Annotated in this window: 19 protein-coding genes and 1 riboswitch; of the genes, 3 read left to right on the top strand and 16 right to left on the bottom strand. The window is 42.2% G+C overall.

What is annotated here, in order from left to right; all coding sequences use genetic code 11:
- Positions 1–34: 34 nt before the first annotated feature.
- The 15 genes from M1E09_RS03235 to M1E09_RS03165 form a co-directional block, all read right to left on the bottom strand.
- Positions 35–211, bottom strand: a complete 177-nt coding sequence (locus tag M1E09_RS03235) for a hypothetical protein (protein ID WP_456273453.1) — start codon at positions 209–211, stop codon at positions 35–37.
- Positions 212–509: 298 nt separating this feature from the next.
- Complete coding sequence (locus M1E09_RS03230) at positions 510–875, bottom strand: carboxymuconolactone decarboxylase family protein (protein ID WP_456273452.1); 366 nt, start codon at positions 873–875, stop codon at positions 510–512.
- A gap of 195 nt (positions 876–1,070) precedes the next feature.
- Entirely contained in the window at positions 1,071–1,907 is an 837-nt protein-coding gene (locus tag M1E09_RS03225; protein ID WP_456273451.1) for a MetQ/NlpA family ABC transporter substrate-binding protein, read from the bottom strand.
- 27 nt (positions 1,908–1,934) lie between these two features.
- A complete protein-coding gene (locus M1E09_RS03220) occupies positions 1,935–2,603 on the bottom strand; it encodes a methionine ABC transporter permease (RefSeq protein WP_456273450.1) in 669 nt (222 codons plus the stop codon).
- Complete coding sequence (locus M1E09_RS03215) at positions 2,596–3,621, bottom strand: methionine ABC transporter ATP-binding protein (RefSeq protein ID WP_456273449.1); 1,026 nt, start codon at positions 3,619–3,621, stop codon at positions 2,596–2,598. Before M1E09_RS03215 ends, M1E09_RS03220 begins: the two co-directional genes overlap by 8 nt.
- Positions 3,596–3,793 carry a hypothetical protein gene (locus M1E09_RS03210; RefSeq protein WP_456273448.1) on the bottom strand — a complete coding sequence of 66 codons (198 nt, stop codon included), beginning with the start codon at positions 3,791–3,793 and terminating at the stop codon, positions 3,596–3,598. Before M1E09_RS03210 ends, M1E09_RS03215 begins: the two co-directional genes overlap by 26 nt.
- A gap of 8 nt (positions 3,794–3,801) precedes the next feature.
- A riboswitch (SAM riboswitch) is annotated at positions 3,802–3,908 on the bottom strand.
- 211 nt (positions 3,909–4,119) lie between these two features.
- A complete protein-coding gene (locus M1E09_RS03205; protein WP_456273447.1) occupies positions 4,120–4,473 on the bottom strand; it encodes a hypothetical protein in 354 nt (117 codons plus the stop codon).
- Positions 4,474–4,666: 193 nt separating this feature from the next.
- The gene (locus tag M1E09_RS03200) at positions 4,667–4,984 is read right to left on the bottom strand and encodes a thioredoxin family protein (protein WP_456273446.1); all 318 of its coding nucleotides are present in this window, start codon (positions 4,982–4,984) and stop codon (positions 4,667–4,669) included.
- An 8-nt stretch (positions 4,985–4,992) separates the two neighbouring features.
- On the bottom strand, positions 4,993–5,349 hold the full coding sequence (locus M1E09_RS03195; protein WP_456273445.1) for a toprim domain-containing protein: 357 nt from the start codon (positions 5,347–5,349) through the stop codon (positions 4,993–4,995).
- A 411-nt stretch (positions 5,350–5,760) separates the two neighbouring features.
- Complete coding sequence (locus M1E09_RS03190; RefSeq protein ID WP_456273444.1) at positions 5,761–6,000, bottom strand: DUF2553 family protein; 240 nt, start codon at positions 5,998–6,000, stop codon at positions 5,761–5,763.
- 95 nt (positions 6,001–6,095) lie between these two features.
- Positions 6,096–6,479 carry a glycine cleavage system protein GcvH gene (gene gcvH / locus M1E09_RS03185; RefSeq protein ID WP_456273443.1) on the bottom strand — a complete coding sequence of 128 codons (384 nt, stop codon included), beginning with the start codon at positions 6,477–6,479 and terminating at the stop codon, positions 6,096–6,098.
- Between the two features lie 77 nt (positions 6,480–6,556).
- Positions 6,557–6,913, bottom strand: a complete 357-nt coding sequence (locus M1E09_RS03180) for an arsenate reductase family protein (protein ID WP_456273442.1) — start codon at positions 6,911–6,913, stop codon at positions 6,557–6,559.
- 285 nt (positions 6,914–7,198) lie between these two features.
- Positions 7,199–8,983 (bottom strand): acyl-CoA dehydrogenase family protein, encoded by a 1,785-nt coding sequence (locus tag M1E09_RS03175; protein ID WP_456273441.1) that lies wholly within the window; start codon positions 8,981–8,983, stop codon positions 7,199–7,201.
- Between the two features lie 63 nt (positions 8,984–9,046).
- Positions 9,047–10,225, bottom strand: coding sequence for an acetyl-CoA C-acetyltransferase (locus M1E09_RS03170; protein WP_456273440.1), 1,179 nt, complete (start codon positions 10,223–10,225; stop codon positions 9,047–9,049).
- A gap of 37 nt (positions 10,226–10,262) precedes the next feature.
- Positions 10,263–12,686 (bottom strand): 3-hydroxyacyl-CoA dehydrogenase NAD-binding domain-containing protein, encoded by a 2,424-nt coding sequence (locus M1E09_RS03165; protein ID WP_456273439.1) that lies wholly within the window; start codon positions 12,684–12,686, stop codon positions 10,263–10,265.
- A 159-nt stretch (positions 12,687–12,845) separates the two neighbouring features.
- On the opposite strand from M1E09_RS03165, the gene M1E09_RS03160 reads away from it, so the two are divergent.
- Positions 12,846–12,980 carry a YuzL family protein gene (locus M1E09_RS03160; RefSeq protein ID WP_456273438.1) on the top strand — a complete coding sequence of 45 codons (135 nt, stop codon included), beginning with the start codon at positions 12,846–12,848 and terminating at the stop codon, positions 12,978–12,980.
- Positions 12,981–13,218: 238 nt separating this feature from the next.
- Here the strand turns inward: M1E09_RS03160 and M1E09_RS03155 are convergent, their stop codons facing one another.
- On the bottom strand, positions 13,219–14,136 hold the full coding sequence (locus tag M1E09_RS03155; RefSeq protein ID WP_456273437.1) for a proline dehydrogenase family protein: 918 nt from the start codon (positions 14,134–14,136) through the stop codon (positions 13,219–13,221).
- Positions 14,137–14,408: 272 nt separating this feature from the next.
- Here M1E09_RS03155 and M1E09_RS03150 point away from each other — a divergent pair, with 272 nt between their 5' ends.
- Both M1E09_RS03150 and M1E09_RS03145 read left to right on the top strand, forming a co-directional pair.
- Entirely contained in the window at positions 14,409–14,675 is a 267-nt protein-coding gene (locus M1E09_RS03150) for a hypothetical protein (protein ID WP_456273436.1), read from the top strand.
- Between the two features lie 16 nt (positions 14,676–14,691).
- Positions 14,692–15,033: a spore coat protein gene (locus tag M1E09_RS03145; protein WP_456273435.1), complete on the top strand. Its 342-nt coding sequence runs from the start codon at positions 14,692–14,694 to the stop codon at positions 15,031–15,033.
- The last annotated feature ends 163 nt before the right edge of the window (positions 15,034–15,196 follow it).

Here is a 15,196-nt window from a genome sequence, read left to right as displayed (position 1 = left end):
ATTCAAACACTGGTTCTTCCCTAGTTTCTTCCTATTATATATTTGCGTGTACTTTACGATCCAAATCAGCAATCATTCTTCGACTTTCAATGTATTCATTCTCTCTTCTTTTCTCCACTTGCATACGAACATTATGTTTCCTCTTATAGGTTTCATAGCCTACTCCGTGAGCACCATGCATCGCCTTTTCCATTTCATTCGTATACTCCATATTCAGAGAGTCATTAATAATGAATCATTCCTTTCGAGTTTTTAACTACGTTTATAATGATACTACCCCTGTGTTTCGAAAACAAAACGCAAATTGATTGATTTCCAGTTTTTAACGAAGGTGACAGCCGTTTTAAAAAACTGGAATCCCTCCACCTTATATTTTCACAATATTCCAACGATATACTTCATTTTTTAACTTTCTCACGTTAAAGCACTAAGAGGGACAGTCCCTCTTAGTGCGGTGATGTACTAAAGCAGAAAAAAGCTGACAATCTTTGCTGCCAGCTTTTTGGTAACTATTGCTTCAGTTGATTCAGTTCCTGGATGGATTCCTGCACAAGGGTAACCGCCTGGCTCATGGCAGCCCCGCCGCCGAAGGCAGCCGTTACTCCGACAGCTTCAAGAATCTCATCTTCAGAGCAGCCTTGGTCCAGGCATCCTTTTGTATGGTAGATGATGCAGTATTCATCCTGGGAATACAGACTGATGCCAAGTGCAATCAATTGTTTATCTTTTTGTGACAAGACGCCCTCTTTAAAGCAATGTTCTGTGAACGCATTATAATGATGTGCCAGTTCCGGCATTTTTTGAGTGAATACACCTAACCCCTGCTTGTAGTGATGCAGAGCAGCTTCTGTAGAATTTCTAGCATCCATTTCCATTTGCTCCAGCTCCATTTCTGTTATTGAATGGCTCTTTTTGTGAATAATGTTATGTGTCCAAAACAAAAGTGTACGAAAAGAGCCTTTTGATTCCAATTCAAAGATAGTATGAGCAAAAGCCATAAAGATTATGAACAAAAACAGAAGAAAAAGGAAGCCTCTTTCCTGCTTGAGGAAGAGGCTGCCTGATGGTTATTATTCTTTTACCGGAACAACCGCTCCGCCCCATTCTTCTAGAATGAAGTCCTGGATTTCTTCAGAATGAAGGACTTCTACAAGGGCTTTGATTTCATCATTGCTTTCATCTCCGCTATTTACTGCAATAACATTAACATATGGTGACTCTTTATCTTCAATCGCGATTGAATCTTCAAGTGGATTAAGTCCTGCATCAATTGCATAGTTAGAGTTGATCAATACTGCGTCGCCCTCTTCATTCTCATACAATTGTGGAAGAAGTGCCGCTTCGTACTCATAATCAAATTGAAGGTTTTTCGGGTTTTCCTCGATATCCTCCAAAGTCGCCGCTGTTTTTTCAACGCCTTCTTTAAGGGTAATCAATCCTTTGTTTTCTAACAAAGTAAGGATACGTCCATGGTCTGCTACAGAGTTGCTCATGAGGATTGTTGCCCCTTCAGGAAGCTCTTCAAGAGAACCATATTTCTTCGAGTATACTCCAATCGGCTCGATATGAATCCCGCCGGCATTAACGAAGTCATATCCATGGTCAGCAATTTGAGATTCAAGGTAAGGGATGTGTTGGAAGTAGTTCGCATCAATTTCTCCGCTCTCCAAGTCCTGATTGGGAAGAACATAATCCTGATATGTCTCGATATTCAATTCAATGCCTTCTTCTTCAAGAATCGGCTTTGCTTTTTCAAGAATTTCAGCATGGGGAATGTTAGACGCTCCGACCGTCAGTTCTTTCGTTTCTTCGCCTCCGCTTCCCTGGCTTCCTTCATCTGCTGTACCACATGCTCCCAAAGTAAAAATACTTGCTGCTGTCACTAATCCTGCGATAAATTTTTTCATTTTTTCTCCTCTTTTCTGTAGTTTTTTTTATCTTTTATCAATTGCTTTCGTCAATACATCACCAATTAACTGGATGATAAAGACAATAATCAAAATAATAATCGTTGCTGCCAGTGTCACATCATCCCGGCTCCTTTGGAAACCGTCCAGATATGCCAGATTTCCCAGGCCGCCAGCTCCGATAACACCTGCCATTGCGGTAAAACCGACAAGCGCGATGGCTGTGACCGTTATTCCCGATATCAAAGCGGGCATGGATTCTGGGAGCAGAACCTTCCATATTATCGTCGTGGTTTTGGCTCCCATGGATTTGGCCGCTTCGATGACACCTTTATTCACTTCTCTTAATGCGATTTCAACCATTCTGGCATAGAACGGTGCAGCTCCTATAATCAAGGCGGGAAGTGCTGCATTCGCCCCCCTGATCGTACCGAGCAGCAGTTTAGTGAACGGAATCAGGAGCACAATCAGGATAATGAAAGGGATCGAACGGAAAATATTGACGACGGCACTTGTTACAGTATAGACTCCCCGGTTTTCCCAAATATTTTTGGGAGATGTAAGGAATAATAAAAGGCCAAGTATGATTCCGAGAACTAATGTAATCGCCACAGACATTCCAGTCATATACAGTGTTTCTAAGGTTGCTTCCCACATTTTCGGCCAATCAACGTTCGGAAAGAGATTTTCAACCATGATTTATCACCTCAATCCCAACTGTTTGCTTCTTCAAATATTCAACAGCTTTTTCTTCTTCTTCTTTTGAACCAGTCAGCTGAATGAACAATGTTCCATAAGCACCGCCTTGTGTTTGCGAAATGCTTCCTTGCAGGATGTTGGCATCAATGTCAAAGTTCTTGATGAGCGTCGTAATAAGAGGCCGCTCTGTTTGTTCTCCAACAAAAGTAAGTTTGACAATTTTCCCATCAGGATAGTGTGATACCAGGTTCTCAATGGCTTCCTTTGTATTGGAGGATTCTGAAACTTCACTTACAAATCTTTGTGTGATCTGTTGTTCAGGATTTCTGAATACCTCAAGTACATCTCCCAGTTCCACAACTCTTCCATTTTCCATAACAGCAACCCTATGGCAAATCTTTTGAATCACCTTCATTTCATGAGTGATCAAGACAATGGTCAATCCGAGTCGTTTATTGATGTCGACCAAAAGGTCCAGGATCGAATCTGTCGTTTCTGGATCCAATGCCGAAGTCGCTTCATCACATAGAAGAACTTTTGGTTCGTTCGCGAGAGCTCTTGCAATGCCGACTCGCTGCTTCTGTCCGCCGCTCAATTGAGCCGGATAGGCATCCTCTCTGCCTGTCAAACCGACTAACTCAATTAACTCAGCAACCCTTCTCTCCCGCTCAACTCTCGGAACCTTGGTAATTTCAAGAGGAAAAGCGATGTTTTCTTTCACCGTCCTCGACCAAAGAAGATTGAAGTGCTGAAAAATCATTGAAATTTCATGGCGGGCACTCCGCAGCCGCTGGCCTTTTACCTGTGAAACAACGTGCCCGTTTACATCGACAGTCCCTTCACTGGGTATCTCCAATCCATTCAGCATTCTGATTAACGTACTTTTACCTGCTCCGCTGTATCCGATGACTCCGAATATCTCACCATCATCTATCGTCAGGTTTACATCATTTACTGCTGATATTGGCCCTTTTTTACTTTTAAAAATTTTACTTACCTTCGATATACTGATCAATTTCTTCACCTCTTTTTCTCACTAAACCAATAAGAATAGTTGGTTTTTGTGCCGATGTTATAACATGGCTGTTTGATTTTCCGCTGTATTTTTCCAATAAACTAGGAGGGTATTCTTTTAAAAAAACAAAAATGCCTTTCTGCAAAATGAGCAGAAAGGCATAAAAATACATTCACCTTTCTCTCATCTTCCAAAGCAAACAGCTTTGTGTGAATTGGCACCATTTCAACATTGTTGACGGTTGCCGGGCTTCGCAGGGCACATCCCTCCACCACTCTCGATAAGAGTTAAAACGCAACTTTATTCAATTAATCCTTTAAAGGATAAAAGTAATCTTTACTATGATTGTGATTTTATCATCGCTTATTCTAAACTGTCAATAACTTTTTTGAAAAATTGCTTTGTTAAAGAACCTGCCAAAATGGAGTTGCCTGATTTCCGCTCCAGGTGTGCGACTCCGCGGGCGTGTTCTCAATCAATAGATTAATAAACGAGTGCTTAAACAACGACTGGTTCTACCTCATACTTCCTGCATAAGGTTAATACTGATTCAACAAAGAGCAGCCCCCTGTATGTACCTTTTACCGTTACTTCTTCTCTGCTGGACACCAACGAAAGTCTTTCTCTTCCATTCAGAAGGTCAGCTATTACATCAGGAGTCCCTTCAATTAGAAAGTCGATCTCTGGATTCTCTTTATTAACTAATCCTGGCTCTACATTTCTTCCAAGTGTGATTAACTTCAGGTCTTCTCCGTTATCAAAAGCGACGACAAAAGGCTTTTCCGGCATTAACGATCTTAAATGGTATCGCAACTTACACTCTTCAAGCATCCTTAATATCTCTTTTTCCAATCGCTCATCCCCTTAGTGTCTATACTGTTGTATACTATTTCCACCTTTTAGGCGGAAAACCTCCTACAACTACTCGACAACTTTTTATAGGGAATGGGTAATTGTGTCGATTTCTAATTTCCTATGTAGTAAATAATAAAATTTCCCGAGAAATATGTAATCTTAAGTCAAAAAACCGATTCCTTCGTTGGAATCAGTCCTTAATCAGGATATTCAATCGTTCATGCAAATAGGGAACAGATTGAAAAGCATAGATTTTCTCTTGTAGCTGGCCATCCCGAAAAAGCAGAAGACAGGGAACACTTTCCACTGAATGCGAATCGGCTATGGCAGGTATGTAATTTAAGTCTGCTTTCATAAAATCGATCTGGGAAAACAACTTCTCTATAACATCCACCATTCTCCCAGCCACCATACAAGTTCCGCATAATGGGGTATAAAGATAAAGGGCTGCATATTTTTTATCTTTTAATGTAGTTTCAATCTTTTCTAAAGTCATTTCATTCTGCATGGTATTATTTACGTCCTTTTCTCCAAAAATTCAGTATGGACATCAATGTTAGCTGCAATCAATACGGAGGCAAGGTGATATTCAGGAGCCGCTGCCACTTCTTTATAGGCACGGTCAATATACAAATGTTCCGCCTCAGGGAATTCCCTCTTGAACAGCTTCCGAAGCTTTTCGCCGCTGTCATCGGCATCCACAAGAATATAAACCTCTCGATTAAATAGTTCATCGACCAACTCATCCATTTTGGTAATGCTGATCGTTCCATTTGTACATATAATCTCAACAGGCTCTTTTACAATTCCCTTTACTTTCCGCCTGTCAGTAGTCCCCTCAACAATGATCACTTTATCATCAAAAGTCTCCATGGAAAATTCACCTATCTCTTTTCGTAAATAAGTAACCTCGCACACCAGAAAAAAATCGGCACCTGGATTTTTTTCTTTTTATTTCAACACTCAGTCAGATCTGCTCTTTCCATATTAGCGAAAAGAGACTCCTTAATCATCCTATCGCATTCTTTTTCAAATGCAGGATAAGAAGGCATTGGAATTTTAACTTTCTTGGTTAATAGGGATTCGGTAAGTACTCATGAATGAACTCTTGCTTAATGCCTTCTTTTTTCGACATATAATAATATATTCAACACATCTGCTGAAGTTGTCTGCATTTTCTTTTTCTTTATTATATTTTCTCGCGTTTCCACCTGTATTGCAAAGAATATATCTATTTTCAAATAAAAAAGAATACAGAAAAAGAGTAGAAAGCTCTACCCTTTTTCAGCACCATCCGCCTTCATCACAATCAGTATAACGTGCTTCAGACTCATCCGGCGTCATATAATTTTGGATAATTTTGTTACCCAACGTTTCAAAATTCGGCTCCAGTTGAATGCTTTCAACTGAATTTCCAATTTCCATCTTTCCTACAAGCTGTTCATCAAGAAATAAATGAAGCTGGCTGCCATGCAGTTTACCTGTTACTCGCTGAGTTACATCCAATTTTTTGGGCTGCAGCATCTGTTAGTCCCCCTTGTATTGATGGTTTACTTTTAGCCTGCCCAAAATATAAAACAAAACCCGCCAGAAACACTGGAGGGTTTTGTTAATTATGATTAGTCTTCTTTGATCATTTCGTCGTATTGTTCAGATGTCATTAGGTTGTCCATTTGACTTGAGTCAGAAAGTTCAACAACAACCATCCATGCTTTTTCATATGGTGATTCGTTAACAAACTCAGGGCTGTCGCTAAGATCTTCATTGACCTCAACAACTTTACCGCTTACTGGAGCATATAATTCAGAAACAGTTTTTACTGATTCAACACTTCCAAATGGCTCATCAGCTGTTAGCTCATCCCCTACTTCAGGAAGTTCAACAAAAACGATATCTCCCAGTTCAGATTGAGCGAAATCAGTGATCCCGATTCGTACTTTTTCCCCTTCAGATTTTACCCATTCATGTTCTTCAGAATAACGAAGTTCTTTTGGTGTGCTCATTCCTATCCCTCCATTGCTATATTCAAATCAATATTGACATATTTACTATAAAAAAGCCAGAAAACCTTACCAAAAATTTAATTCCATTCGGTCTCAAAAGTTTCCTCCTTGAATCCCACGGTAACCTTGTTACCTTCAGCAGCTATCGGACGTTTAATCAACATGCCGTCACTTGAGAGTATCTCAAGAAGCTCTTCCTCCGAGGCAGTGTTTACTTTATCCTTTAACCCGAGTTCACGATATTTCTTTCCGCTCGTGTTAAAGAATTTTTTCAAAGGCAGGCCGCTCTTTTCATACAGCCCTTTCAGCTCCTCTTTAGATGGAGGATTTTCAACAATATGTATTTCATTAAAGTCTTTCCCGTTTTCCTGGAACCATTGCTTTGCTTTACGGCAAGTTCCGCATTTCGGATAAGAATAAAACTGGATTGTCATGATTTCACCTGCCTTTCAAACAGCATGTCCTTTTCGGCTACTAACTTATTCGACAGCTTTCCTGAAAATCCTGCAATGTTTTTTGGGTTGCTGGATTTTTCGGTGATCACATTTCTCTTTCCTAACTATCCTCATATTATATACGTTCCTGGACCTAATGGACAGTTGATGCAGCCATCTTTTTCAGTAGGAACGAGATTTTACGGCAAATGACATACCCAACGGTACCCATCGCACACCAAAAGCCGGTCCCCATAAGGAAACCGGCTGGTGAATTCCAATCAATTACAGTACATAACGCTCAGCTTCGATAAGCTTCTCAGACGCTTCTCGCTTCACCGCAATGATATTAAGCGGCGTGTAACGAGTGAACTTGCGAAGAGCGGAAAGCATCATTCTCAAAGAGTCACCTTGCTCTGCAGCAACCAGTGTTTCTTTTGCATGTGCTTCAATTTCATTGAAAGCCTCCTGACAGAAGATCTGTGTATACAACAGTTTCTGCTTCGCTTTTTCCGCTCCATCCTTGGCAATGGCCTTCTCTGTACGAAGAACCGCTGATTCCATAGCATACGCATTAGAGATGATGTCAGCGATATTCACAAGGATTTCCTGCTCTTTTTCCAATGCTTTGCCGTATTTCTGTGCAGCAAGGCCCGCGATCAGCAAACCAATTTTCTTTGCGTTTTTCACAAGGTATTTTTCTTGCTCAAGCGGTGCATCGCCTACTTCTTCAGGCATTAGCATCATCAGCTCTTCTTGAAGAGCCTGCGCTTTCTGGAATAATGGCAATTCGCCTTTCAGTGCTTTACGGACATATGTGCCAGGCACCAACAGGCGGTTGATTTCATTTGTACCTTCAAAGATACGGTTGATACGGGAATCACGGTACATTCTTTCAATCTCGTATTCTTGCATGAAACCATAACCGCCATGGATTTGAACACCTTCATCAACGATATAATCAAGTGTTTCTGTTGCAAATACTTTATTCAATGAACACTCGATTGCATATTCAGCAATGGATTTGGCAACTTCAGTACCATTTTTGACTTCTTCGTCTGACAGCCTGCTCATACGGTCTTCGAACAATCCTACTGTACGGTATACAGAGCTTTCAGTTGCATAAAGCTTTGCAGCCATTGTAGAAAACTTTTCCTTTGTCAAGTTGAAAGCAGAAATTGGTGTTTTGAACTGCTGGCGCTGGTTCGCATACTTGATTGTGACATCCATCGCGCGTTTGCTTCCACCTACAGCTCCCACTCCCAGCTTGTAGCGGCCGATATTCAGGATATTGAAGGCAATGATATGTCCTTTCCCTGCTTGACCAAGAAGGTTTTCTACCGGCACCTGTGCATCTTCCAGGATCAATGTACGGGTAGAGGAGCTCTTGATCCCCATTTTCTTTTCTTCTGCACCTGTGGATACTCCTGGATATTCACGTTCAACGATGAATGCAGAGAATTGCTCTCCGTCGATCTTTGCATACACAACGAATACATCGGCAAAGCCAGCGTTTGTAATCCATTGTTTCTCACCATTCAAAACATAATGCGTTCCTGCTTCATTCAGCTTCGCAGTTGTTCTTGCACCAAGAGCATCAGAACCTGAACCAGGCTCAGTCAATGCATAAGCTGCGATTTTTTCACCTGTAGATAGAGCTGGAAGGTATTTCTGCTTTTGATCTTCATTGCCGAATAATACGATTGGAAGAGATCCGATTCCAACATGCGCTCCATGAGAGATGGAGAATCCGCCTGCAGTCGACATTTTTTCAGCGATAAGTGCTGAACTTACTTTATCAAGGCCAAGCCCACCGTATTCTTCAGGAACATCCGCGCCAAGAAGGCCAAGTTCTCCAGCTTCCTTAAGCAATTTAACTGAACGGTCAAACTCGTGATTTTCAAGGTGCTCAACCTGAGGTACTACCTCTTTCACAACATAGTCTTCCGTCGTTTTCGCAATCATTTTTTGTTCATCTGTAAAATCTTCCGGTGTAAACACATTCTCATATGAAACATCTTCGATAATGAAGCTGCCGCCTTTTACCAACTTATCTGTTTGATTTGTCATCTGTTTTTCCTCCTTATTATAGAAAACAGTTTTATAGAAGGAGACCAGGATGGCCTCCATTTATCAGCTAATCAGTTCAAACACTCCGGCAGCACCCATTCCTCCGCCGATACACATTGTTACGACACCGAATTGAACGTTTCTTCTCTTCATCTCATGTACCAGAGAAAGTGTAAGCTTTGTTCCTGAACACCCAAGCGGATGGCCAAGGGCAATAGCGCCTCCGTTGACGTTCACAATATCCTCATTTAGGCCCAGCTGGCGGATGACCTGGATGGATTGAGAAGCAAAGGCTTCATTCAATTCAAACAGCCCGATGTCTTCCAATTGAAGACCTGCCATTTTCAATGCTTTTGGAATGGCTTCCACAGGTCCAACTCCCATGATTTCCGGTGGTACACCTGCAACAGCGAACGATCTGAATTTTGCCATTGGCGCCAAGCCCAGTGAATTTGCTTTTTCTCGGTCCATAACCATAACCGCAGCTGCTCCATCACTTGTTTGAGACGAGTTTCCTGCCGTAACGGAACCTTTTACATTGAAGACTGGACGAAGTTTTGACAACACGTCTGTGTTTGTTCCTGGCCTTACACCCTCATCTGTGCTGAATGTGATATTCTTTTCGACTACCTTGTTCTTGTCGTTTACCGAACGCAGGACAACATCAACCGGCACGATTTCATCCTTGAACCTGCCTTTTGCGATTGCACTTGCCGCCTTTTCGTGGCTTCGCACTGCAAACGCATCCTGGTCTTCCCTTGAGATGCCGAATTTCTTCGCCACTTCTTCCGCTGTATGCCCCATACTCATATAGTATTGTGGAGCTGTTTCAGCAAGCTTGGCATTCGGGCGGACAACATGCCCCATCAATGGCACAAGGCTCATTGACTCCGCTCCGCCTGCAATGGCAGTATCAGAGTGGCCAAGCATGATTTTCTCCGCCGCATAGGCGATCGACTGTAGGCCTGATGAACAGTATCGGTTAATCGTGATAGCAGGAACATTGTGTGGAAGTCCCGCCAATCCGCCGATATTCCTTGCCATATTCAAGCCCTGTTCCGCTTCCGGCATGGCACAGCCGATAATCAAATCATCTATGTTACCTTCATAATTCCCAGCTCTTTTAAGTGTTTCTTTTACAACCAGCGCTCCAAGATCATCTGGCCTGACTGTTGCCAATGTCCCTTTATTTGCTTTTCCGACCGGTGTACGGGCGCCGGCTACTATTACCGCTTCTCGCATGTTCTTCCCCCATTTCTCGTAAGTAGTAAATATATGATTAGTTACGCAGCGGCTTGCCTTTGACGAGCATATGCTGCATACGCTGTTGTGACTTCGGCTGGGCGACAAGGCTTAAGAATGCCTCTCTTTCCAAATCCAATAAATACTGCTCATCTACCTCTGTACCAAATGGAAGCTTTCCGCCTGCCAGTACATATGCAAGTTTCTTTGCGATCACTAGATCATGTTCAGAGATATATCCTGAATGAAGCATTGCTTGTGCGCCTAGAATCAGGGCTGCATATCCGGATTCTCCGACAACTGGAATCTTCCTGCGTACCGGTGGTGTGTAGCCGCTTTCACTCAGGGCGAGCGCTGCCTGCTTCGCATCATGTAAAAGATGATCGCCGTTAGCACTTACACCATCCGAATTGCTTAGGAAATTATTGTCGCTTGCTTCGTCTCCAGAGGTTGATACTTTCGCCATGGCAATCGTTTCGAATACCTTGTTTGCAACTTTCTGCAAGTCAAAGTCAATTCCCTCAGGCATCATATCAAGGTGCTTGATATACAATTCTTTGTTTCCGCCTCCGCCAGGGATAAGCCCAACGCCCGCTTCAACAAGACCCATGTAGGTTTCCATCGATGCCTGTATATGTGCTGCAGGCAGACAAACCTCCGAGCCGCCTCCGAGTGTCATGCCAAATGGCGCTGCCACTACCGGTTTTTTGCTGTATTTGATGTTCATCATCGCTTGCTGGAAGTTCCGTACAACCATATCGATTTCAAAGATATTGTCATCTTGTGCTTCCATCAGAATCATTGCCAGGTTGGCTCCTACACAGAAGTTTTTGCCCTGATTCCCAATGACAAGCCCTTTGTAATTTTTCTCGACTTCTTCAATGGAGTAGTTAATCATTTGTACGATGTCCAACCCGATTGAATTGTTTGGAGAATGGAATTCAAGAAGAGCAATACCGTCTCCGATATCAATCAAGCTAGCACCTGAATTCTTCTTGATGAGCTTACCTTGTTTCTTCAGAAGTTTTAAATCAATAGCTTTTGGATTTCTTTCAACTTTTTTGTATTCACCTTTATGATAGAAGAACCGTTCTCCATCTTCTTCTTTATAGAAAGAAGTGCTGCCCGCCTCAATCATCGCGGTTATCCATCCTGGCACTTCTCTGCCTTCTTCTTTCATTTTAGCCACTGACTTTTCCAGGCCGATGCTGTCCCAGGTTTCAAATGGTCCCTGTTCCCAGCCGAATCCCCATTTCATTGCCTGGTCGACTGAAACAATATCATCTGCGATTGTTTCCAAAAGGTCCCCTGAATAGAGAAGGACTGGCGAAAGGATATTCCATAGGAATGTACCGGCTTTGTCATCAGCATAAACAAGCGCTTTCATTTTATTGCTCAGGCCTTTTTCCTGTTTGCTTAATTCAGTTGAAGCTGTTTTTAGTTTTTTCCGAGGTCCATACTCAAGTGTTTCTGTATCCAGCTCAAGGATTTCTTTGCCTTTCTTTAAGTAGAAGCCCTGGCCGCTCTTTGATCCAAGCCAGCCGTTATCGAGCATCTTTTGCATAAAGCCCGGTATTTCAAATACTTTCTTCTCCTCACCTTCGACCTGGTCATAAACGTTTTTCGCCACATGGGCAAATGTGTCCAGGCCGACAACATCCAATGTACGGAAAGTCGCGCTTTTCGGGCGTCCGATAGCAGGGCCGGTAATCGAGTCCACTTCTCCGACACTGACACCGCTCTTCAGCATTTCCTGCAGTGTAACAAGAAGGCCATAAGTACCAATGCGGTTTGCGATGAAGTTAGGTGTATCTTTTGCAAGCACCACACCTTTTCCTAACACATCTTCACCGAAGGTTTTAATGAAGGACAGCACTTCCGGATCTGTTTTTTCAGTCGGAATCACTTCCAGCAGTTTCAAGTAACGAGGCGGATTAAAGAAGTGAGTGCCCAGGAAGTTCTTTTGGAAGTCTTCCGAACGGCCTTCAGCCATTGCCTCTATGGAAATTCCGGATGTATTCGAGCTAATGATGCTCCCTTGTTTTCTATGTTTCTCAACGTTTTCAAAAACCTTTTTCTTGATATCAAGGTTTTCGACTACAACTTCAATAATCCAATCGCACTCACTTAATTTCTCCATGTCATCTTCAAAGTTCCCTGCTTCAATCAATGCAAGGTTTTTCTTAGACGTTAGTGGAGCAGGCTTTTGTTTTAGGAGTTTTTTCAATGCACCTTCGCTCATGCGGTTTCGCACTGCCTTATCTTCCAGTGTAAGCCCCTTTGCTTTTTCTTCTTCCGTCAGCTCTCGTGGTACTATATCCAGCAATAAAGCAGGTATGCCGATATTCGCCAGGTGGGCTGCAATCCCGGAGCCCATAACTCCCGATCCCAATACTGCTGCTTTTTGAATTTTACGAACCAATGTGTTTTCCCCCTTTTTACTACTTGAATGAACACTCATTCATTTTCTTGCCAAAAAAAATCGTGAATGAGTTCTGTTACTTCTAATATATAAGATTTTACAATAGACTGCAATATCTTAAAGTTTAAAAAATGATAAATTTTCTAAAAATAATTTTTTTACCCTTATTGGTCATTCTATTAATGGAGGTGAAAAACCATGGCAAAACGAAAGAAAAACCCTTCAAAAGCAGGCGTCAGTGCGGCAAGTGTAAAAGGTGATGCCGGCCCTACAGTGGAGTATGACGGCGGCGGAAAAGTGAACAGCCAGAACAACCAGTATAAAAAGCAATAAAAAAGCGCAAGCGCCTTGGGCAGCCCCGACAGGCATAAGACAAGCCGGCGGGAAGGTTGCTCTTTAACCTTCTTGACGGATTGGCTTGTGACCCGAGGGGCTAGGCGCTGGAGCTGGATTCAGAACCGCCACCTAATTTCCATACCATCTTTTTTATACTTTCTTATCTCTTAAAAAAACAGGTGCTGCAGGAAATTCTCCTGCAGCACCTGTTTTTATTATCAACCTATGAATCTCATTATTTATTAAGAACGCCTTTAAGAACGAATGCCACGTTTGCCGGTCTTTCTGCAAGACGGCGCATGAAGTAGCCGTACCAGTCCGTACCATATGGAACGTACACGCGCATTTTGTATCCTTCTTTAGCAAGCTCCTGCTGCCTTTCAACCCGGATGCCATATAACATCTGGAATTCGAATTGATCATTTGGAATATTGTATTCCTCAACGATTTGCTTCGTATATTCAATCATGGCATCATCGTGAGTGGCAACTGCTGTATAGTTGCCGTTCAACAAATGCATTTTAATGATTTTCTTAAAGTTTTCGTCAACATCCTTTTTATCAGGGAATGCCACTAAAGGAGACTCTTTGTAAGCACCTTTTACAAGACGAAGGTTGGGCGAATATTCGTTCAATACTTCCATATCTTTTTCTGTTCTGAACAAATACGCCTGAATAACCGTTCCGACATTATCATATTCCGATTTAAGCCTTTTGAAAATATCAATCGTTTTGCCGCATCTGGAGTAGTCCTCCATATCAATCGTCACGAACACACCGTACTCTTGAGCAACCTCAAGAATTCTTCTCATGTTATTCATAACAATTTCTTCTGAAAGATCAAGGCCCATAGAGGTCATTTTCAATGAAAGCTGTGAGTCAATCCGTTCGCGGCCGATTGCCTTGACAGCTTCAATACATTGATCTGCCATCTCGTTTGCTTCCGCTTCGTTATCAATGAACTCCCCAAGATAATCGATTGTCACCGATAATCCCTGCTGGTTCAATCCCTTAATTGCTTCGACAGCCAAATCAATGGATTCACCAGCAACGAAACGGGCAGCCCCAAAGCGCAAACCATACTTTTTGGCAACTTTCGTTAATGGCTTATTCTTGGATAAGAATAAAAAGAAATTACGCATTACTTGTTCCATGTCATTTACCCCCTGTAACATTTGCTTCACTATGAAAGCGGTTTCTTTTTTGTTTTGTCTGGATGTCCGCTTTATCAAGTGGCTGAGGTCAAATAAGGCCTGATCGCCCCTTTAATCGGTTCCATTTTTATAAACTTATATTATCACCTTTATCCTATTTTGAATATAGTTCAAACATCGAATTGAAAAATTTTATCGTTTTTTGTCAATTGGTGTATAGGCAAGCCTGTTGGAGGAACAATAAATTTGCAAAATCAAAGGAGGGAACACGTATGCAACAGCAACAGGGCAATCAGCAGCAAGGCATTATGCAGCAGCCCCCGCAAGTTCTTACAACAAAAGATTCTTTATACTTAAATGATATGCTTTCATGGAATTTGTTGGCAATGAAGAAGGCCCATTTTGCCGCAAACAACTGTCAGGATGCAGAACTAAAAGCAGAAATTGATAAATGCGGTGCCATGCACCAGCGCCATTATGAACAGATTCTAGCCCATTTGAATCAGGGTAACACAGGACAAGCGCCAACAACAATGTAGAAAGGAAGTGCCGGTAATGCCGCAAAATCAATCACAGCAAAAAATTCAAAACCCGCAGACACAAGTGCCTCAGACGCCGCAAATGAACGACCGCGACCTGGTAAACGATGTACTGAGCATGGAAAAATACATGACAGATTCCTATTGCACAGCGTTAAATGAAGCAAGTCATGATGCACTTTACAATGATCTGCTTACGATTTTCAATGAAACACAAAACGCACAGCGAAGCTTGTACAACAGCATGTTCAAAAAAGGCTGGTACAAATTGGAGCAGGCAGACGCACAAAAACTACAGCAGTCTTATCAGCAGCACCAGCAATATACTTCACAGTTTCCTTATAATAACGTGCATTGATTGAGTCAGCCCCCTTTTTGAGGGGTTCTTTTTATGAGGATTTGAAGGATTGAAGGCATCATTCTTATCTCGTTTACCGTTTGATGGTGACAATGGTACTCCTTGGCGGCATCATTCTTGTCTCATTTGACATTTGATGATGGCAAAAGCACTCTCTGACGGC

Source organism: Bacillus sp. AK031, from assembly GCF_053903065.1.
This window is presented reverse-complemented; position numbering and strand designations above follow the sequence as displayed.